General features: G+C 48.5%; 21 protein-coding genes and 1 riboswitch. Of the genes, 8 read left to right on the plus strand and 13 right to left on the minus strand.

What is annotated here, in order from left to right:
• Positions 1 to 12: 12 nt before the first annotated feature.
• The gene (locus C7R91_RS17425; protein ID WP_083995220.1) at positions 13 to 708 is read left to right on the plus strand and encodes a M24 family metallopeptidase; all 696 of its coding nucleotides are present in this window, start codon (positions 13 to 15) and stop codon (positions 706 to 708) included.
• 240 nt (positions 709 to 948) lie between these two features.
• On the opposite strand, the gene C7R91_RS17430 is transcribed toward C7R91_RS17425, so the two are convergent.
• Positions 949 to 1,293, minus strand: a complete 345-nt coding sequence (locus tag C7R91_RS17430; protein WP_052773443.1) for an RNA polymerase subunit sigma-24 — start codon at positions 1,291 to 1,293, stop codon at positions 949 to 951.
• Positions 1,294 to 1,475: 182 nt separating this feature from the next.
• On the opposite strand from C7R91_RS17430, the gene C7R91_RS17435 reads away from it, so the two are divergent.
• The 3 genes from C7R91_RS17435 (at position 1,476) to C7R91_RS17445 (ending at position 3,481) form a co-directional block, all read left to right on the plus strand.
• Complete coding sequence (locus C7R91_RS17435) at positions 1,476 to 2,045, plus strand: hypothetical protein (RefSeq protein WP_047073912.1); 570 nt, start codon at positions 1,476 to 1,478, stop codon at positions 2,043 to 2,045.
• Between the two features lie 97 nt (positions 2,046 to 2,142).
• A complete protein-coding gene (locus C7R91_RS17440) occupies positions 2,143 to 2,775 on the plus strand; it encodes a DUF1906 domain-containing protein (RefSeq protein WP_047073914.1) in 633 nt (210 codons plus the stop codon).
• 175 nt (positions 2,776 to 2,950) lie between these two features.
• Positions 2,951 to 3,481: a glucosaminidase domain-containing protein gene (locus C7R91_RS17445; protein ID WP_047073916.1), complete on the plus strand. Its 531-nt coding sequence runs from the start codon at positions 2,951 to 2,953 to the stop codon at positions 3,479 to 3,481.
• Between the two features lie 357 nt (positions 3,482 to 3,838).
• Here the strand turns inward: C7R91_RS17445 and C7R91_RS17450 are convergent, their stop codons facing one another.
• Positions 3,839 to 4,420, minus strand: coding sequence for a hypothetical protein (locus C7R91_RS17450; RefSeq protein WP_047073917.1), 582 nt, complete (start codon positions 4,418 to 4,420; stop codon positions 3,839 to 3,841).
• Positions 4,421 to 4,720: 300 nt separating this feature from the next.
• On the opposite strand from C7R91_RS17450, the gene C7R91_RS17455 reads away from it, so the two are divergent.
• The gene (locus tag C7R91_RS17455; RefSeq protein WP_047073919.1) at positions 4,721 to 4,945 is read left to right on the plus strand and encodes a hypothetical protein; all 225 of its coding nucleotides are present in this window, start codon (positions 4,721 to 4,723) and stop codon (positions 4,943 to 4,945) included.
• Between the two features lie 114 nt (positions 4,946 to 5,059).
• Here the strand turns inward: C7R91_RS17455 and C7R91_RS17460 are convergent, their stop codons facing one another.
• From C7R91_RS17460 to C7R91_RS17505, 10 genes are all read right to left on the minus strand, one after another.
• Positions 5,060 to 5,875, minus strand: a complete 816-nt coding sequence (locus C7R91_RS17460) for an ABC transporter permease (protein ID WP_047073921.1) — start codon at positions 5,873 to 5,875, stop codon at positions 5,060 to 5,062.
• Positions 5,872 to 6,858: an ABC transporter ATP-binding protein gene (locus tag C7R91_RS17465; protein ID WP_047073923.1), complete on the minus strand. Its 987-nt coding sequence runs from the start codon at positions 6,856 to 6,858 to the stop codon at positions 5,872 to 5,874. The genes C7R91_RS17460 and C7R91_RS17465 overlap by 4 nt, the downstream gene beginning before the upstream one ends.
• 21 nt (positions 6,859 to 6,879) lie before the next feature.
• Entirely contained in the window at positions 6,880 to 7,689 is an 810-nt protein-coding gene (locus C7R91_RS17470; RefSeq protein WP_047073925.1) for an ABC transporter permease, read from the minus strand.
• Position 7,690: 1 nt separating this feature from the next.
• Complete coding sequence (locus C7R91_RS17475; protein WP_047073926.1) at positions 7,691 to 8,788, minus strand: ArsR/SmtB family transcription factor; 1,098 nt, start codon at positions 8,786 to 8,788, stop codon at positions 7,691 to 7,693.
• Between the two features lie 151 nt (positions 8,789 to 8,939).
• Positions 8,940 to 10,268, minus strand: coding sequence for a DUF4129 domain-containing protein (locus tag C7R91_RS17480; protein WP_047073928.1), 1,329 nt, complete (start codon positions 10,266 to 10,268; stop codon positions 8,940 to 8,942).
• Positions 10,265 to 11,455: a DUF58 domain-containing protein gene (locus C7R91_RS17485; protein WP_047073930.1), complete on the minus strand. Its 1,191-nt coding sequence runs from the start codon at positions 11,453 to 11,455 to the stop codon at positions 10,265 to 10,267. The genes C7R91_RS17480 and C7R91_RS17485 overlap by 4 nt, the downstream gene beginning before the upstream one ends.
• 4 nt (positions 11,456 to 11,459) lie before the next feature.
• Positions 11,460 to 12,398 carry an AAA family ATPase gene (locus C7R91_RS17490; RefSeq protein ID WP_047073932.1) on the minus strand — a complete coding sequence of 313 codons (939 nt, stop codon included), beginning with the start codon at positions 12,396 to 12,398 and terminating at the stop codon, positions 11,460 to 11,462.
• Between the two features lie 48 nt (positions 12,399 to 12,446).
• Entirely contained in the window at positions 12,447 to 13,673 is a 1,227-nt protein-coding gene (locus C7R91_RS17495) for an MFS transporter (protein WP_047073934.1), read from the minus strand.
• Positions 13,670 to 14,719 (minus strand): ArsR/SmtB family transcription factor, encoded by a 1,050-nt coding sequence (locus C7R91_RS17500; protein ID WP_047073935.1) that lies wholly within the window; start codon positions 14,717 to 14,719, stop codon positions 13,670 to 13,672. The genes C7R91_RS17495 and C7R91_RS17500 overlap by 4 nt, the downstream gene beginning before the upstream one ends.
• A 146-nt stretch (positions 14,720 to 14,865) precedes the next feature.
• Positions 14,866 to 16,170 carry a homocysteine synthase gene (locus C7R91_RS17505; protein WP_047073936.1) on the minus strand — a complete coding sequence of 435 codons (1,305 nt, stop codon included), beginning with the start codon at positions 16,168 to 16,170 and terminating at the stop codon, positions 14,866 to 14,868.
• Between the two features lie 90 nt (positions 16,171 to 16,260).
• Positions 16,261 to 16,367: riboswitch (SAM riboswitch) on the minus strand.
• 311 nt (positions 16,368 to 16,678) lie between these two features.
• On the opposite strand from C7R91_RS17505, the gene C7R91_RS17510 reads away from it, so the two are divergent.
• Positions 16,679 to 16,990 carry a rhodanese-like domain-containing protein gene (locus C7R91_RS17510; RefSeq protein ID WP_047073938.1) on the plus strand — a complete coding sequence of 104 codons (312 nt, stop codon included), beginning with the start codon at positions 16,679 to 16,681 and terminating at the stop codon, positions 16,988 to 16,990.
• Between the two features lie 87 nt (positions 16,991 to 17,077).
• Positions 17,078 to 17,704 carry an SCO family protein gene (locus C7R91_RS17515; protein ID WP_052773444.1) on the plus strand — a complete coding sequence of 209 codons (627 nt, stop codon included), beginning with the start codon at positions 17,078 to 17,080 and terminating at the stop codon, positions 17,702 to 17,704.
• Here C7R91_RS17515 and C7R91_RS17520 read toward each other — a convergent pair.
• Positions 17,701 to 18,039, minus strand: coding sequence for a YqzG/YhdC family protein (locus C7R91_RS17520; protein ID WP_047073939.1), 339 nt, complete (start codon positions 18,037 to 18,039; stop codon positions 17,701 to 17,703). The two genes, C7R91_RS17515 and C7R91_RS17520, sit on opposite strands and share 4 nt — an antisense overlap.
• A gap of 103 nt (positions 18,040 to 18,142) precedes the next feature.
• Here C7R91_RS17520 and C7R91_RS17525 point away from each other — a divergent pair, with 103 nt between their 5' ends.
• Positions 18,143 to 18,913 (plus strand): hypothetical protein, encoded by a 771-nt coding sequence (locus C7R91_RS17525; RefSeq protein ID WP_047073941.1) that lies wholly within the window; start codon positions 18,143 to 18,145, stop codon positions 18,911 to 18,913.
• The last annotated feature ends 34 nt before the right edge of the window (positions 18,914 to 18,947 follow it).

An 18,947-nucleotide genomic window follows, 5' to 3' on the forward strand; every position in this document is an offset into this window, starting at 1 on the left:
GGAGGCCATTAAATGATGAATCCATTAGTGGAGAAGAGACATCAGGCACTGCGTGAAGCAGAGACCAAAGCCGAGTTTTTATTTGCCACCATCGAAGAGAAGGGCATCATTCGCAGCGGTGTGACGGAAAAAGAGATCAACAAGGAGATTTACGAGCTGGCCTTTCAATTGTTCGGGATCAAAAAATATTGGCATAAGCGAATTGTGCGAGCGGGCAGAAACACGCTGTATCCATACCGAGAAAATCCACCGAATTTGACTGTCGCTCCCGAAGATATTGTCTTTCTCGATTTCGGGCCCATTTTTGAGGACTGGGAAGCTGATCTCGGGCGGACGTATGTGCTGGGAAATGATCCGGTAAAACAAAAGCTGCGCGACGATATTGAAAAAGCATGGGACGAGGGCAAGGCTTACTTTTTGTCCAAGCCGGATATTACAAGCAGCGAGCTGTTTGCCTACATGTGCGAGCTCGCCAAAGCATACGGCTGGGAGTACGGTGGTCCACACGCAGGACATCTCATCGGCGAATTCCCACATGAAAAAATTCAAGGGGATGACATCGATAACTACATTCACCCAGACAACCACAAGCCGATGAGGGAACCGGATCAGCACGGTCAGCCGCGTGATTGGATTTTGGAGGTTCATTTTATTGATCGGGAACGGGAAATTGGGGGATTTGTGGAGAAGCTGTTAACGGTGGAGTAAGGAAAGCGCTCATTGTGCTGAGACACTTACTTTAAGATTGGTTTCATTCGATTCGATAAAAAAGTTCTGTTGATATCATGCTTGCATCTTGCCATGACGGATAGACCTCCAGCATGGCTATTTTCATTTATCTATGCTTTCTTCACGTGGCAGTTTGATAAAAGAAGCGAGATACTCCATAACTGGAAGGAGAAAATCGAGGATGCTGAGTAAGGCTTGCTTATCACGACTGCGCACGTCTCAAAATGATGGAGAATGACTGATTTTTTGCGCCAATACATTCAAGTATTTCTTTTTGCATTTGTGTACCCCTTGTCGAGTCATATTTAGCTGCTTGGCCACCTCTTCTTCCGTAAGTCCGTCGATCACAATACTCTTAATGATGAATCGGGGTTTTTCGGGAATTTGCATGAGTAGCTCCTGCACGTATATGCTCGAGTCTAGGGCATCTATTAAGTTTTCGCCAAATACCTCCTCAATGATAGCGGTTTCCTGATTAAATCGAGTTTTAGCAGCGTATTGCATCCTCCAAGCAATCCGTTTAAGGACTCTTCTACAACGTTCTTTCAGCATTTCATCTTCCACTAAAATCACCTGCCATAATGTATTTGTACTTCCAATTGAAACAGCCTTAAAATTCTCCCTGAAATTTCTCAACCCTCATATACATAGGTAAATAATGGGCGCAAAAAGCAACCATAAATTGAAAAAATTACTATTTTTCTTTATACTCGAGACTGTCATGAAGTTAGAGGGAGGGATTAAATGTGAAAAACAACTTGATGTTTTCGATTGTTTGTTTCGTGGGTTTAGTTGCAGGATGTTCACAGCCAAGTCAACTATCACAGGAGCCTGCTTCCCAACAGCAACAAATGGTTAAGCAAGAAGTGCCTCAAGGCTTTGTACCGTTGACATTGACGGAAGAAAATAAAACAAAAATAATGGCTGATGCAGAGAAATTTGGTATACAGAATATTTATGTCCCGCTATTTGTTAGAGAGGGTTTAACATTACAGGAGATTTCCGGTAGCGAGCAAACAAAACAGATTTCTCTCCGATTCGAAAATGAGCAAGGTGATCAAACATTAGAAATTAGTTTATCCCCTCAAGAGGTTTTACTTGGGGGTGCCGTTATACAACAGCAAGAAACCAAACTCGATAACGATACTCCTGCAAAGTGGATTTCCTTCTCGAATCATAAGGACAATGTTGAGGCTGCCGTCGCAGAACTATATTTTCAATTGAATAGCACCTATGTAGCTGTAAGTAATGACTCTAACCAATTTGAAAAGGAAGTCGAACAGATTGCTTCTGCTCTCCAGCTTCTAAAAAAATAGTGTGAAAAAGTGGTTTCTATTTTTCCTGTTTTTTTTCCTAGATAGGTGAAGGCGACAACTAGTCGCTCATTCGAAAATCTAAGGAGGAAGAACAGGCATGGCAAAAGGAATTGATTACGCAGGAAAAAATAATTCAACGAAGAGCAACCTAGAAGCGATCAAACGGGCAGGGTATTCGTACATTGGCCGCTACTACGGAGAATCGAATTGGAAGAAGCTCACCCGGGAAGAAGCAAAATTGATTTCAAAAGCCGGATTGTACATCGTCGCGGTGTATCAAAATGGTGGTAGAGACAAAGGTGAATTTACCTATGCAAACGGTAAGCATGCTTGCGAGAGTGCTATTGAGCAAGCAGAGTCAGTGGGTCAACCGTACAACACCCCTATTTATTTTGCTGTTGATTTTGAAGCTGATTCCAAATCAGAGCTTGAAGCAGTTAAGGACTACTTCAGAGGGGTTAAATCCGCGATGGAAAAGTACGAACGGATGAATGGCGATGCTTTTAAAGTCGGGTGTTATGGCAGCTACTATGTAGTGAAGCATATCGACGACGAAGTACCGGGAATAAGCTATTTTTGGCAATGTAAGGCATGGAGTAAAGGCAAGGATTACAAATACCGCGACTTATATCAATATGCCATCGACAAAGATTTGAAGTTAGATAACGGAAACACCATTCTGGTTGATTTCAACGAATCAGATGGTAGCGCTGGTGGGTTTCAGGTATAACGGAAAAACGGAGGTCACCTATTCTAAGGTGGCCTCTTTTTTGTTGTAGAGAAAACTTTTTTAACTTTTTTTGAAAAAACGGTTTCTATTTGCCTCTGTTTTTTTCCTAGATAGATGAAGCGACATTGACCGGTCAAAAAGTCGTTGATCAACTATCAAAAAGGAGAAATGAAGAATGGCAAAGTATGAACCAATTCCTACAAAAAGAGTGAAGATCGATGGCATTGTAGACACCCATGTTGGATACAATCCCAATAGTAGAGGGGATGATAAAATCCGTGCTTTTATTGATGCGTTTGAAGGGGTAGCAAGAAGGACCCGTGACGCTTGCTACGGTTTGCCCGTTGAATTAATCCTTGCTATGTGGGGGGGAGAATCGGGATGGTCAAAAAAGGATATACAAGTTGAGAACCAGAACTGGTCGAATATGATGTATGTAGACTCGACCTACCCTGAAGGGAATATCGGTGAAGGGATAAACGGGTGGGCAGTTTTTCCTGGCCGCTCAACTCACGGAGAAGCGTTTGCAGACTTCTTACAAGGAAAGCGTTACTCCAAATTAATCGATTACTTGAAGGGCACAAATAATCCTAAGTCAGAAAAATGTGCACGTTATATTGCTGATGCAGGTTACGGCGGTACCAATCATGACAAATACTACGATGAAGTTATTGATTATCTGGAATCCGTTCGTAAGCGCCTCTAACCTGTTATCCAAAAGCAAGAAGCACCTCAAAACGGGTGCTTCTTGTTTTTACCGTATTTAGCCGAGAAGACTCCCATTTCTAAGTCTCGCATAGCTTGACTTACGTACAGATTTTCATTGAAAACTGAACATATGGGATTGTGGCGGGGAAAGCCCTGTCACGTAAAATGTTTAAGCATATTCGCCCTCTCTGACTGAAAAGTGAAAATCAAGCAGTAGTTCAGAGACTAGAGTCCAATGTACTCGTTTTGTCATAACCGTAGGGGCTACGGGGATAGCTTGGTAAACCTCTCTCGGTTGCGAGAGATTACCCAAGAATCCCCCACTTCAAGGTGATAGTCTAAGTGGAGGGAGCGTTCAAAGGCCTTTACTTAAATTGAGTTTTAAATCAATTTGCTTTTTTAACCATATCCCATAATCCTCCACTTGATAAATTTTCCATTCTTTTAGTTTTTGTGGGTTTTGAACGCCAACAAAGGCATCATTAGGAACGGTAGGTTCTAAGAAAAGCACGATGTCCTTTCTCGGGAATTCGTTGACCCCAACTTCTGGAATAAAAGGCTCTCTGACCAATCGAATATACGTATGGTCTTGCGTGCTTTCTCCCTCATCTTGACTTCCTTGGAGATAAGGTTGGCTCTCTTGTAAAAAAGGTAGCTCCTTCTCATCTTTCGTGCCTATCAGCTTGCCATCCCTCCGATAAGCAACGGTGTACAAATCCATCGAGTTTTCAAGAAGCCCATCGCAAATAAGGGAACTGTCCGATACAAATATTTCCTTTCCTCTCTGGATGATGATTTTGCTTACTTCTGGATGTTTTTTTGGAGCCTCGGAATCAACAATCGGGGTGTTTTGCTGGTGTATTTCTTGACCTTGAGTGGCAACTCCGCATCCGGATAATAGTCCAATACAAACAACACTAATAAATAGTCGTCTCATAAAGACCTCCAACTGAACAGTATTATAGTGGGGATTTAAAATTCCCGTACCAATTCGATATATCATTTTACTTTTAAGACGGGAATATATGGAAAAGGTTTCGCTTAGATGTCATGGGGATCAACTCCTTACGCGAAAAGTATGAGAAAACGCCTTTTCCAGTCAGGAAAGGGCGCTTTTGGATTTCGTCGCTTGATTACCTTTATTATACCGCTGATAGGTAAAAAATGACAGTCTACTCTTTTCGCTTAAACCCAATATAATATGCTTCCTAGGATGAATAAGAAGAGAGGGAAAGCGATGAGTACGACGATTTTTTCTCATTCGATGGCCGAAATGACGTGGGTACGCATATCCAGACTCGTTTACTGCCGACTTGAGACTGTAAAAGCTGCGCTATATGATTTGTTTGCCTCCGTGGAGAGCTGGGTACTCCAAAAGCTGTTTCTAGTCGATGTCCACGGTGACCGGCTGCATCAGCAAACGCTTTATGAAGTCATCAAAGAGGCGAGGGCCCATATGTGACTGGACGTGGGTTTTCTGATATCACATTGGGTCTCCAATGAAATGGGGCCCTGACTTTGTCAAATGTTTTGCCGATTTCGCATCCCGAGGAACTCTCTCCTATTTCAACCGTACTTAATACATCACCATGTTCCCGGTCTTTTTCATATGCTTCTCCGCTTGCCTCAACAACACGACAGTCGCTGTCACGAGCACCAGCAGAACAGCGGCGAGAAGTCCCATACTCGGCAGCATGGTTTGCAACGACGCTCTCTCCATCAGCAGCTCGCGAATCAACTGAAGCGCGTAGGTCAGGGGAAAGCAAAAGGAAATGACCTTGGCCCAAACCGGAAAGGCCATCGGGGGCAGACGGACACCGGAAAAGATCAGCATCGGCTCATCCAAAACGGTGTACAGAAAGCTTGCGTCGCGTGAAAACAGAAAGAGCACACAGAGAAAGCCGCCCCAGACGATGGCCGATACCAGCAAAATGAGGAAGGCAAGTGGAGGCGCCCACCAGCCGCTCAGCCGAATGCCATCCACAAAAAACAAGGCTAACAGGACAAAGCAAAAGAACAGCCAGACCCCCTCGATCAACGAGGAAAGCGAACGCCCATACAGAAAAGCGAGCCGGTTGACCGGGCTGATGAAGATCATTTCCATGGTTCCTGCTTGCCGTTCAAAGCTCATTTGCCAGGATGACTGCACTAGGCACCAATAAAAGATATAGCCTAAATAACCAGTCAACAGGTACAGCGGCAGCTGCTCGTAGCTGATGAACCGGGCAAGAGGGGAATCACCTCCCATCCGGAACGGGGCAAACGAATAATACGCGGTGACGAAATTGATGACGGGCCAGACCAAGAGCGAGAAGTAGATCATTTTGCTGTGAAACGAATGGCGATGTTCCTTGATGATTTCCGCCCAAAGCAGGCTGCCTAGCTGCTTCATGCGCCCCTCCGATCTGCCATGTGCAGGATGACGTCCTCCAGTGATGGCTGTTGGGTAGAGAGACGCAAGACAGGGGACTGGTGAGCAGCCAAGAGGGAAAGCAGCGGAGTCGTCATATCCGTTTTTCCCCGTAATGTCACTTCCCAGGTCTGCTCATCTGTTTCTGCGATTTCACGCGAGCCGCCGTAATCTTGAGCCAGCTGGCGCAGATCGTAATCGAGCGAGTCGGAAAGAGAGGGGATCACTACCTGCAAGGCTGTATCCAGGTGGAGCGATTTGGTCAGGTGCTCCGGTGTATCATGCGCCACGAGCCTTCCTTTATCGATGATGTATACCTCGTCGCAAAGCTCTTCTACCTCATGAATGTAGTGGCTGGTCAACAGAATGGCTTTTCCATGCTGAGAAGCGAGCTCACTCACATGCTTGCGAAGCTGCCGGGCGATAGGGGCGTCCAAACCGAGAGTCGGTTCGTCAAGGAACAGGTAACGCGGGTCATTGATCAGGCCGCGGGCGATTTGCAGTCGTTGCTTCATGCCTTTGGAATAACGCTCGACAGGCGTGTTGGCAGCCTCATACAGGCCAACCTGCAAGAGCAACGAATCGATTCGATTGCGCAAGGCCTGCCCTTGCAAACCGTACAGACTGCCGAAATATTGCAGGTTTTCCCGCCCTGTCAGCCGCCAGTACAGCATGCGCTCGCCCCCTGCGATCATGTTGACCTTAGCTTTGACGAACCGATCGTCTTTTACCGCGTCATATCCGTCTACCGTGATCGTGCCGCTGGTCGGGGTAAGCAGTGTGGAGCACATTTTGATCGTTGTTGTTTTGCCTGCACCATTAATGCCTAACAATCCAATAATTTTGCCGGGTACCATGCGAAAGGACAGATCAGCGACTGCCTCGACCTCTGTCCATTGCTGGCGAAGCCATCCTTTTTTCTCCTTCACCTGGTATACCTTCCGTACATTTTCTGCAATTAGCATAATAGTTGACCTCCTCGTTCGTTATCCAAAAATCGATTCCATGACGCGTTTTTCCATCCGACGAATGCCCCACACGCCAATGACGAGATAGACGAGGGACAGAGCTGCCATATGAAACAGCTGTGGTGAAACGGCGTGCAGCGGCGCTCCTTGAATCACGCATTGCCGAAAAGCATCCAACGCAGGCGCGAGCGGCATGATGAGACCAAGTGGTTGCACCCATTCAGGCAAATACGGAATCGGGAACGTCACCCCACTGACAAAGGCCATCACGGCAAACAGCGTGTTTTGTGTGATGTACGTATCGCGGAACCAAAGCATGAGACTACCCAAAACGAGTGCCTGGCAAAAGAAAGCCCCTGTAGACAATATCCAGACAAGGACGGCGCTCCATACGTTTGTATGAGAGAGCGTGAGTCCAAAAACCGCCCCAACAAGCACAATCACCGAAAATTCGAACAAAGTACGCATGAGCTGTTGAGCGACATTCCCCAAAAAGTACCCCCTGCGCAAGGATGGGGTAAGCAAAACCGCCTCCAAGGTTCCTTCCCGTAGTTCCGTAATCAGTGAGCGGCTGACATTCATCAAGGTCGAGACGGCAAACGCATAAAAAGCTCCGCCGAGGATGGCGTACGACAAGTAATCGGACGAGCCGGTGAGATGTGCAAAATTCTCGTCCAACTGCCCGGCAAATACATAGTGATAGGCGAAAAAGGCGAACAGCACCGTATACACCCCGGAAAAAATGTGGCCGATGACAAACGACCACGGATAGGCACGAATCATTACGCGGGTATTGCGGATAAAGGTAGCTTTAGCGACATGAAACACGTTATTTCCTCCGTTCTGGGGGATGTGATGAAGCAGGTGGGGAGACAAGTCCGGGAACAGGCATATCGATGAACTCATGCAGATCGACGGCGAGCTGTTCCAGCCGTGATGCAATCGCGCGGTAAAACACATACCGTCCCCGCCGTTCACTCCAGATAAAGCCTGTGTCTACCAACAGATTCAAGTGCTTGTTGACGGCAGGTTCACTGATGTTGTGCAGGTCAGCCAACTGCTGCGTGCAGTAAGGATGATTCAATAACGATTTGAGAATCGCTGTCCGCGTCGGATCACTGAATACCTTCATCTTGGTGATGAAGTCGGTGGGAATCACCGAGGTGGCTCTGGTGCCGGGAACTTCAACGGATAAGCACACGGAGATATGGTCGTTGTAAATGCCGAGCAACAAATGCGGCGAGACAAAAGTAGAGACACGCAAATGGATACGCGCCAGCTCCGAATAGCCAAATGTGTACGTTTTTGCTTTATGAAATTGCAAGAAGTCCTCGTGCACCTTCAAGCGAGGGTGCACCTGCGACAAAAACGGAAGCGGATCAAGCTTGATCTGCTCTTGTGCTTCATGTACTGCGCGGACGAGCCACGGTTCAATCCGCCGTTCTTCTGTCTGGAAAAAAGGCAGGTAGTCGTAGCAAAACTCCAGAAAGCTTCTCTTGGTTGAGAGCGGATGGCGCAAAAGCTCCCGATGCTCCGGTTTCAGCTCATCAAAAATCTCATCCGTGCGTCCTTGCATCCAAGCTTGAAGTTGTCTGGGATGATAGACGGGACCGATCATGAGTTGGGCAAACTCGCCAGCATCCATCGCCTGTACACGCTCCAATGCGGCCTCAACAGAATGCTCAAAGCACTCCTCCCAAGGCGCCAGGAAATCCATGGCATCGAGAAACTGATTAGACATGGAACTAAAATAGTGAAGCTGTTTCAAGAGCGGGGCAGGTAAAGCAGTGAGCAACTCCTCCGCCCAATGCAAGCGGGAGGTGTGGTGCTCCGGCTTTGCAAGCACATGAAGACTTAAGAAAAACTCATAGCCGGGTATGTACGCGACATGAAGATGCTTACGCAGCCAGTCAGGCAAATCTTGCACGGAGCATCCTCCTTTCTTATTCAATTAACCATTTGGTGAATTCATTTTGGGAGCGGGCAAAATTGAAGAAATTATGCCGGAGGGGCATCTCGATGTCAAGAGAAAAAGAAAACAACCACGGCTAACGCATAGCACGTGGTTGTGAACGGTATTACGTCTCAGAGAAACGAGAGCCGAGCGTCTGCACGGCCTGCTGCATTGCTGTCAAATCCGCTTCGGGAAGAGGCTTTTCCTGATAGCGATATTGCTGATAGTAACGTGTGATGCGAGAGACTGCATCCAGCTGACCTGCATCTAGCAAGGGCAGTTCGCGCAGACGATTGAAAAACTCTTGGGGTGTCTCATGCAGCTCGATTGGCACTCCTTGCTTCTCCATGAGGACGAGGAATTGATAGTAGGCGTACCTGGTGGGATCATCCTCTGAACCAACGGGCTGTTTGAACCATTTAGCAGAGCCATCTTCTGCGCTTTCTTCACCGGAAGAGGGAGGAACAGTGGTCAATACGGTGTTTTGTGCAGCCGCCACTTCTTTTTCCAGCAAAATCGTCCCCTTGAAGCGCTTTTTCCATATGTATCGGCTGAGCAGAATCACACAGGCGAGGATGAAGGCAATGATTAAGTATGGCTGCAGAACAGAAAAGAGTGATTCTCCGAGCTGTATCTGTTCCACAGGACGATCTGCTTTTTGCCCTGTACTTTCCATGAGTATCTGCATGTTTGCCTGTTTTTGGTTCGCCCTCTCATACAAATGTTCAAACCATTCCACAATGAAAATAAGCACAGGCTCAAAGAGGGTATACAGTCCAGCGCTGACAGGTCCTTTTATCCAGCTCCAGATCCAATAGATGAGACCAAGTACGATAGAGCTGACAGCCAAATAACCCGCGATCAAAAGAAAACGAGTGCCAAGCACTTGACTGCCGAGTAGCAAGCTAATGCGTGCAGGCAGCCTCGTAGAAAGTGATCCTTCCCGCAGTACGAACGCCACAATCGCCACCAAAATATAGCTGAGAGTAATGAGGACAAGCATGGAAAAAGAGGCTGCGAGCGAATAGGAACCCGGGTCAACAATGGAGGTGTAAAGTACAGCTATCACGAGCTGTATCAGGCCCACCATCAGCGCCAGAACAAATCTGCGCTGCAGACTGTCATGTCGATAACCTTCCGATGCAGCGCTTTGCACTCTCCAAAAATAAATAGCAGCCAGTATAAGCGCGATGAGCCACGAATCGTAGAGATAGAAGCAGCCCATTCCTATGAAAAACACAAGGGGATACAGCAACAGATGGAGCGTAAATCGACCGCCACCACCATAGTACAACCAGCTCCCAGCCATGAGCAGGGGCGCAGCGACCAGGCAAAACGCGAGCAGTTGACCAAAGCCTGCTGTCATATACCCAAACAGGATCAGGGCAATGCCTGTCAGCATGGCCTCCAGCCAAAACGCGAGCGTCCAGCGGCCCATCAACGAGAGTGTCATCCCATCATCACGCTCCTTTTTTTCAAGCGAGCATGATCAAAGCGCTGGATGGTGACAGGGTCAGAAGAAACATCCAGCACCGCAACCTGATGACCGCATTGAATAAGGCGCTCCGCTGAGGCTTGTACGGATGGGTCCATTCGTGGTGTCACAATGAGAATGGCTTCCTTCCCATGAGCTCCCTCTAACCGGCGAAGAACAGGTGCCAGTGGCGTTGTCACAAAATGGTGAATTTGGGCCAGCTGGGTCATGACGTGCAGGTGGTGTGCCTTGCCACTTCCCGCAGGCAAATGAAAATGCTCACGTCCTCGTTGCTTCACGGTAAGGTACAGCTCGTATCCGACCGATTTTCTCCTGCACAGGCCAGCCAAAGCCGCAAGACAGGAGATCGTCCGTTCATTGGTGGTATCGTTATACTTTTGCATCAACGGTTCATAGGAGGGCAGGATATGTCCGACGATTCGCCAGTTCGGATGGGCTGTATACTCGAAAAGACGAGTCTCCAGTGAGCCTGTTTTGGCGGTTGCCTTCCAATGGATATGCTTGAAACGGTCGCCCGGCATGTACGACCGAACGCCACGCTGAAAAGTGGGATCGTCCTGTTGGCGTTGACGAGAAAGCCGATTCCCGTCCGGTTCCGATTCAGCGAGCACGACGGGAGAAAGAGCAAGAGGCAACGGATAGACCAGCAAGGAAAAGGAAATCGACAATGTCATGGCAGTAGGCTCCTCGCCCAATAATGGCAATGTCTCGGATTGAACATCCGTCAGCCAGACCGTGCCTCGCTTGTTTGGGATAAGAATCAAGGTGCGTGAGGCACTTTGCCGCATCGGCAGATCAAATCGCAGGCGAACGCTCGTCCGATGATTGAGGATTCGCACCTCGTCTGCGCCTTCCACCGCGACATGCTCCGGCAGTGTGAAGCGAAGCCAGGTAGCAGGCAAAGGCAGCCATGAACGATTGTGCAAGCGAACTGTAATGTGCACGGGTGTCCCTGACAGGACGCGCGTTTGATCACTGGACCATTCGAGCGATACCCATTTGGACATGGACTTGGCCCACCAGTCTTGTGCAGCGGGGAGAAAAAAGAAAAAGCCCCCAAACAGAAAGAAAAACCAGTGCCCAGAAAAAACGGCGAAGAGCAGCAAGACAAAACCGATTACGTGAAAGGTTTGCTTGGTGATCATAGGGCTACACGCTTTCTTCGACGGGAGCGGGGACACTGGTCAATATTTGCTCCACGACTTCCTGCTCCGTCACATGCAGCTCTGCTTCCATGGATAGGCGAATGCGGTGAGCTGCCAGGCTTGGAAACACCACTTTTACATCATCCGGCAAAACAAAACTACGTCCAGAAATGAACGCGTAAGCCTGGGCGGATCTCAACAGGGCGAGCATGGCACGCGGACTGATGCCTACCTCAACCGAGCGATGCTGGCGAGTCGCTTCCGTCAGGTCGATGATATAGTCTTCCACCGGTTGGCTGACGTGAACGGTCGTGACCTCGCGTTGCAGAGCCGCAATTTGTTCGACAGTGATGACCGGCTCGACCGCCTCTAATGGGGAGCCGTTGCGGAACCTCCGCAAAATTTCTTTGGCATCCTCTCGCGTACCGTAGCCAAGAGACAGCTTGAAAAGGAAGCGGTCCAACTGCGCTTCCGGCAGCGGATAGGTCCCTTCCGATTCAATCGGATTTTGGGTAGCAATGACCAGCATGGTCGATGGGAGTGGCAGCGTGACGCCTTCAATCGTAACCTGGCGTTCCTCCATGCATTCCAGCAAGCCGGATTGAGTCCTGGGAGTGGCCCGGTTTATTTCATCTGCGAGCAAGACATCCGCAAAAACAGGTCCTTTTCGCAGTTCGAATTCACTTGTTCGTTGATTGAACACGTGTAGACCGACGACATCAGATGGCAGTAGATCCGCGGTGAATTGCAGACGGTTGTAAGAGCCGCCAATCGCTTGCGCCAATGTTTTGGCAAGCACAGTTTTTCCCATTCCGGGCAAGTCCTCCAGCAATACGTGACCACGGGCTAGCAAGGCTGTTACTAATAGGCGGATCTGACTTTCCTTGCCCACGATGACGCTGCTGATAGCATGCTGAAGGTTATCCAATGTCGGATGAGTCATGAAAATTCTCCTTTTCCCATTCAATATTTAGGAGTCATACGATTTTTATTATATATGGAATATCCTGTTAGTTACAAATTTTCGAAATAATATTCCTGCCAGCGCGGCGAAAACGATGACGACACCTACAGAGATGTAAAGAGGGCGAATCCCTACCTGATCGCTCAGCTGTCCGCCAAGCCAAATACCGACGGGCATCGTCGCGCGCACGATGAGCAAGCGGACAGACAGTACACGCCCCATTAGCTCGGAAGGAACGTGAAGCTGATACAGGCTTGTGCTGTGTACCTGGAAAAAGGGAGCAAACAGACCAGCCAGTAGTTCGATGGTGATGGCGAGCCAGATGTCATGAGTAAAGCCTATCGCAACAAAGCTCAAGCCACCTAGTACCAGTGATCCCAACATGATCAGGGGCTGTCCGAAGCTGCTACGGAAGCGAGGCACGAGCAAGGAACCGAAGAAATATCCCAACGGGTAGCCAGCCAAAAACAAGCCTACATGAAACGAGGTGCCTTGCAGCTCGCCTGCTACAAAAGGCAGGTTTAGTACGAGTGTGACTCCGACAGCAAATTGGACGAGAGCTGAATACAGGCCAAGCCAGAGCAGAAGGGGTTTCTGCCAAAAAATCGCAAGACCAGCCTTAAACATGACGAGCCACGATTGCTTCTTGTTGGCGGTATCCGCTGAGGCGATTGGGCAAAGAACCAGAAAGAAACCGCTGAGCGCATAGCTGATCGCGACCAATGCGAGTACGGACTCTCCTCCGATACTCGCCACGAGAATCCCAGCCAAAGGCGGACCTGTAATCAAGGCAATTCGCAGGACGCTATCCAAATAGGCATTGGCTTGGAGGAGCTGCTCTCTTTTGACCAGAGCAGGGAGGAGCGACTGACTGGCTGGCACATACAGCGGTTGAACGAGACCGTTGATCAAGGCAGTGAAATACAGCGGCCAGAGTGATTCAGTCCCGGAAGTAATGACCGCAAAGGACAAACAAAACGCAGCAGCTCGCATCCATTGAGAAAAAATCATGACACGCTTCTTATCGAATCGGTCGATGTACGGTCCGGCTACCAGCTGAATAGCGAGCGACGGCAAGAAATACAAGAGCCACATCTGTCCGACCGCACCTTGTGAGCCTGTTGCCTGATAGATTAACCAGCTATTGGCGAGGGTACCGAGTGAGGCGCCGAGTTCTGAAATGAGCTGACCGAAAAGAATCCAACGATAAGAACGCTGCTGCCAGACAGAGGCTTGTACAGCGGTTTGGTTCATGGGGTGCTCCTGTCCAGGAATTCATCCCATAACAGGGGGAGCTTGTCCAGCGTATGACGGCGGAGTCTGTAACGGGAGCCTGCTGTTTCAACGAGATGGGCAGACCGCAGCATGGACAGATGATGATGTACTGTCGATTTCGCCATGGAGAGTTGATCTGTTATCTCTTGCAGGCTCAGATCCTTTTCCGCCAGCATTTTGACCATGCGCAGCCTGTGCTCATCTCCGAGTGCTTTCAAGGCCTGTACCAGTGAAGGCGGTGGCTGATTAGGAACTACAGCATCGTGCAAATTTTCGTCAGCCACAGGGTAATAAAAAATTTTCGTCCCAACAGCATCGGCCTGTACCGTCCACGGGCGATAGATCGCTTGCGGGATCAGCAGTACACGTGTCACGGCAGGCTCTGGGAGGTAGCTCGATCCCGTCGCATACTCTACCAAGGCTTCTGGGGGGAGCTTTCCTAGCTTGTTTTGCTTTTGCGACCAATCCCGTTCTAGCATGCGAACGATTTCTTGCTCCCGCGGCTTGATATGAGTGGTATACCAGCCTTCCATCAATCGGAGAATATGGCCCCGCAGCTCTTCTGCATCAACGGAAGTAATATGTCCGATGTACGTTTCAAAAAAGAGGTGCGTGCGGCACGCTTCCCGCAAAGCGGCGCAATCATCCTTGCTTCCTAGTGCAGCCTTCCGCCGTGCTTCCTGCATATTTTCACCGAGATAAGGGAGGGCCTCGTATCGGAGCTGTTCGGTTGAGAGCTCTCTGACATATGAGAGAAAGGAATCCAGATCAGCGAAAGGGCAAAGATCGAGCAGTTGCAAAAGCGTCTTCCACGTGTTGTGCTCCTTCGCATATTCGACCTCTTGGCGTACAGAAGGTGATAGCTCGTCCAACAGTTGACGCCAGTAGGCAGGAGGGTGTTCCATCGTGTGATGCAATTGATCGTAGGTAGCGGCAGCGATTCCCAAGGCAGCTTCGAATAAAGGAGAATACGAGAGCTCAACCCGATAGGTCGTTCGTTCACTGCCAATGTTCAAAATCTTCATGTGATCATCCTTCCAAATTTTGTGCATGATTATGTATTTTATAAATTACGAATGTAAAATTCAATATTTCTCGAACGAAAATAGAAAAGGAAAAGAAGAATCACATCCAAAGAGATGACGTGATTCTTCTTCCTGAAAAAGAATGGTTAACCGACCGTGGATAATTGCAACGCACGCTGTAGTGCTTGCTCCAAATCAGAGATGATATCGTCGATTGATTCTGTGCCGACGGAGAGGCGAATAAGTCCCGGGGTCACTCCGGCGGCTGCCTGCTCTTCTTCTGTCATCTGCTGATGTGTTGTGCTCGCTGGATGAATGATGAGTGACTTGGAGTCCCCGACATTTGCGAGATGGGAGAACAGCTTCACTGACTCGATCAATGTTTTTCCTGCCTCAACGCCACCGCGAATTCCAAAGGTCAGGATCGCGCCAGCACCTTTTGGCAAATATTTTTGGGCCAATTCACGCTGGGAGTCTGACTCCAATCCCGGATAACTCACCCACTCTACCGCAGAGTGATTGGCGAGGAACTGGGCTACTGCCAAGGCGTTCTGGCTATGCCGCTCGATCCGCAGATGCAGAGTTTCTAATCCTTGCAGGAACAAGAAGGAATTGATTGGAGCGACTGCTGCTCCGATATCGCGCTGGAGCTGAACACGTGCCTTGATAATATAGGCCAGCGGACCGACTGCCTCTGTATAGACGACGCCATGGTAGCTTGGGTCTGGTGTAGTCAGACCTGGAAATTTTCCGTTGTTCCAGTCGAATTTTCCAGAGTCTACGATGATACCGCCAATTGCTGTTCCGTGGCCGCCGATGAATTTGGTGGTGGAGTGCACGACGATATCGGCCCCGTGCTCAAAAGGACGGCACAAAATCGGAGTTGCGAAGGTGTTATCCACGATCAAAGGCACGCCATTTTCGTGGGCAATATGGGCGATCGCCTCGATATCAGCGACATCAATACGCGGGTTGCCGATTGTCTCGCAAAACACGGCTTTTGTCCTTTCGTTGATATAGGCGCGGAGATTTTCCGGATTGGATTGATCTGCAAAATGAACCTTGATTCCGAGGCGGGGAAGAGTGTGGGCGAACAGGTTGTAGGTACCGCCGTAGAGGCTGCTGGAAGCGACGATCTCGTCTCCTGCATGCGCAATATTTAAGATGGCGAATGTAATGGCAGCTTGCCCGGATGCGGTCGCGAGTGCACCAACACCACCTTCGAGCAGGGCTACACGCTTCTCAAACACATCCTGCGTGGGATTCATGATGCGGGTATAGATGTTCCCAAACTCTTTTAAGCCAAACAGGTTGGCTGCATGCTCCGTATCGCGGAAAACATAGGAGGTCGTCTGATAGATCGGAACAGCACGTGAGCCTGTTACAGGGTCAACCTCCTGCCCACCGTGTACCGCAAGTGTTTCTGGCTTCCATTGTTGTTGATCGGACATGTCCATCTCTCCTTTTGCTATGGGGAATCGGCTAATAAAAAACGGAGCATTCTCCTGAGAAGAAGAAGGCTCCGAACATGCACGAGCTTTTGTTCATCTCTCAGAATCACTGGATTCTGCAGGAATTGGCACCATGCAGCTAGTCTGCTGGTTGCCGGGTTTCGTAGGGCCTGTCCCTCCACCGCTCTTGATGAAAATAATTGTTGTCGTAATTGTATGAAAATAAAACCATGCTGTCAATGAGGAATATACAGTTATCGGGGAGGTTTTTATGTATATATGGATGAAAGGTGTTCACTCATGCCATTAATTTGTAACGGTTTTGTCTCAACCTGTTCACATCCCGTGTGGCTATTGCCGCATCGAAATAGGAGATAATGGTAGAAAATGGGGAGCATAGATGCATGGTGAAGCCAAGTGCTCTTCGCGTTAGAAAAGTAAAATAGCGTGTGATATCATGGAGGTGGTTACAACTGATCTGATCGTACATATAGGAGGATAAATAACGATGAGCCATGGAGTAAAGGAAATTACACCACAAGAGCTGTTGGAAAAGCTGGAAGCCAAAGAGGAACTGCAAGTCATTGATGTACGCGAAGTCGATGAGTGGAATGCGGGTCACATTAAAGAGGCAAAGCTGATCCCACTCGGCTTTTTGCCGCATCGTATCGATGAGCTGGATAAGAACATTCCGATTGTGATGGTTTGCCGCAGTGGTGCCAGAAGCAATACAGCTACAGAGTATTTGAGTGCACAAGGGTATGACGTGGCGAATATGGTTGGCGGCATGCTCGCATGGCCAGGTGAAGTGGAACAGTAAGACGTTGTTGTTATGGAAACAGTGTGAATGCCTCCCGTGTTTAAACAGGAGGCATCACGCATGGGACAAGCAGGGAGGTAGCAACCCGTGAGTGAAGGAACACAATTGCAGCAGGAATCTGCAATGAAGAAGCATTGGTTTCCTGTGCTAGCTGGTATTATCATTTTGGCTATCGTTGGAGTATTCGGTTATCATTACATGACAGAAGAGAAGATCGAGGTGTTGAAGCCGATCGCGGACTTCACCTTAGACAACAGTGACGGAACAACCTATACATTTAATGAAAGTGCTGGCAAGGTACGACTGGTAGAGTTTATGTTTACCAAGTGCCCGGATATTTGTCCGGCGACTACGTTCAACATGGCCAAGCTGCAAGATCAGTTGAAGGAAAAGGGACTGTTCGGAGACAAGGTGGAGTTTATTTCCATTTCCTTTGACCCTGATAACGATACGCCGCAAGTCTTGCAGGAGTATGCAGCCAAGTTCAAGGCAGATCAGAGTGGCTGGAAGTTCCTGCGTGGGGACGCTCAGGCTGTAGAGAAAGTGACGAAGGATTTTGGTTTGATGGTCATTAAGGAGCCAGATGGTTCTTATTCCCATACGGCTCGCATGTTCCTGGTGGATGGAGATGGAAACATGCGCCGCGCGTACGGGATGGCAGCCAACATGGAACTGGAAGTCATGATGAAAGAGATGGTACAGCTCGCTGACTAGCGGGTCTCCTCATAGGAGATGTTTACGACTTCTTCTGTCTGATTCACGAATTCAATATGAACGAGTAACGCCCACCTGCGATTGCTTTCTTGAAGCAAGAGCTTAAACGTCTCTTCCGACGTGGTGGGCGTTTTTTGTTTTCGTCCGACATGCAGGTAGTCCACAATTTGAGCGTTTGGATATCGCTTCATCGTTTCCTGCATCGCGAGTCTGCCCCATTTTGCATAGGGAGGCTGGGCATAGGTAGGAAACGGCTGAAAGATGAGCATGAAAAGCACGATAGAGAGAAGGGGCATCATGTTCCGATAGCGAAATAGGCGACGAGCGGTTTGCACTTGCTTATCCGCCTCCTTTTCGAAATGGCTTGCCATGTATTTTGAAGACTTTTCGGAATATCATTCGTAGAAAATAATGACAATGAAGTACAGGAGGTATTCGATGCATTACTTGCTCATTCCCTTATTTGGCGTTCCTGTTTTGGTGGGGGTTCTTGCGGCGATTTTTCAAAAGCCTCCTTTCTGGAAAAAATGGGGGCTCACGATTGCTTCAGCCGTATTGATTTACGGAGGCTGCTTCGCCGCGAATGTATATTGGCAAGTGAAGTACGGCATTCCGGTGTTACCCACGGAGTCTGATTTGGAGGTCTTTTTATACTTTTGTATCCTGTTGGTGTTTGTTTGTATCCTCCTGTATATTGGCTTTTTGATCACGATGAGAAAACAGTTTTGGAAAATGAACCTCGTTTTTCTGTGCACAGCCTTTGGTTTGTTTAGCTTTTTTGCTGCTGCTTTTTTAGGGATGGGGCCTTTTTTGAAGAAAGCGGAATACGTCATCGTCGTACAAAAAGCAAAAGACCAGTGGAAAGAGGCGAAGATGGACAACGAGAAGCCCATTGATCTCGCTCTCGTATACAGCAGACAAGAGTGTACAAAAAATTGTGCCGGGTATCCGTATTCAAGTCTCATCCTGGTGCGAAATCAGTCGGACCAGCCGTTGGAGATCGATTTGAAGCTGCGATTGAAAAACAAAAGCGGGACCGTATTAAAAGAAGTAGAGGCCGTACCACTAAAACTCTCTTCAGGAGAAATTACGGAGGTATGGACGGGCGATTCTTACGCGAAGCACGACTTCTGGACGAGGGCTAGTGTCGTTACCGATGAACGAGTTGCTGATTTAGAGTATCAGTATTCGATTATTGACCGAAGATGAATGTGTGGAATAGACAAGACTGGATGAAACGAAC

It is taken from the genome of Brevibacillus formosus, assembly GCF_003013405.1.
GTDB lineage: Bacteria > Bacillota > Bacilli > Brevibacillales > Brevibacillaceae > Brevibacillus > Brevibacillus formosus.

What these genes read in the sequence shown, in the direction of transcription:
- C7R91_RS17425 (WP_083995220.1), top strand. Translation starts at nt 13, where the DNA reads ATGATGAATCCATTAGTGGAGAAGAGACATCAGGCACTGCGTGAAGCA.
- C7R91_RS17440 (WP_047073914.1), top strand. Translation starts at nt 2,143, where the DNA reads ATGGCAAAAGGAATTGATTACGCAGGAAAAAATAATTCAACGAAGAGC.
- C7R91_RS17445 (WP_047073916.1), top strand. Translation starts at nt 2,951, where the DNA reads ATGGCAAAGTATGAACCAATTCCTACAAAAAGAGTGAAGATCGATGGC.
- C7R91_RS17450 (WP_047073917.1), bottom strand. Translation starts at nt 4,420, where the DNA reads ATGAGACGACTATTTATTAGTGTTGTTTGTATTGGACTATTATCCGGA.
- C7R91_RS17455 (WP_047073919.1), top strand. Translation starts at nt 4,721, where the DNA reads ATGAGTACGACGATTTTTTCTCATTCGATGGCCGAAATGACGTGGGTA.
- C7R91_RS17460 (WP_047073921.1), bottom strand. Translation starts at nt 5,875, where the DNA reads ATGAAGCAGCTAGGCAGCCTGCTTTGGGCGGAAATCATCAAGGAACAT.
- C7R91_RS17465 (WP_047073923.1), bottom strand. Translation starts at nt 6,858, where the DNA reads ATGCTAATTGCAGAAAATGTACGGAAGGTATACCAGGTGAAGGAGAAA.
- C7R91_RS17480 (WP_047073928.1), bottom strand. Translation starts at nt 10,268, where the DNA reads ATGACACTCTCGTTGATGGGCCGCTGGACGCTCGCGTTTTGGCTGGAG.
- C7R91_RS17485 (WP_047073930.1), bottom strand. Translation starts at nt 11,455, where the DNA reads ATGATCACCAAGCAAACCTTTCACGTAATCGGTTTTGTCTTGCTGCTC.
- C7R91_RS17490 (WP_047073932.1), bottom strand. Translation starts at nt 12,398, where the DNA reads ATGACTCATCCGACATTGGATAACCTTCAGCATGCTATCAGCAGCGTC.
- C7R91_RS17495 (WP_047073934.1), bottom strand. Translation starts at nt 13,673, where the DNA reads ATGAACCAAACCGCTGTACAAGCCTCTGTCTGGCAGCAGCGTTCTTAT.
- C7R91_RS17500 (WP_047073935.1), bottom strand. Translation starts at nt 14,719, where the DNA reads ATGAAGATTTTGAACATTGGCAGTGAACGAACGACCTATCGGGTTGAG.
- C7R91_RS17505 (WP_047073936.1), bottom strand. Translation starts at nt 16,170, where the DNA reads ATGTCCGATCAACAACAATGGAAGCCAGAAACACTTGCGGTACACGGT.
- C7R91_RS17510 (WP_047073938.1), top strand. Translation starts at nt 16,679, where the DNA reads ATGAGCCATGGAGTAAAGGAAATTACACCACAAGAGCTGTTGGAAAAG.
- C7R91_RS17525 (WP_047073941.1), top strand. Translation starts at nt 18,143, where the DNA reads ATGCATTACTTGCTCATTCCCTTATTTGGCGTTCCTGTTTTGGTGGGG.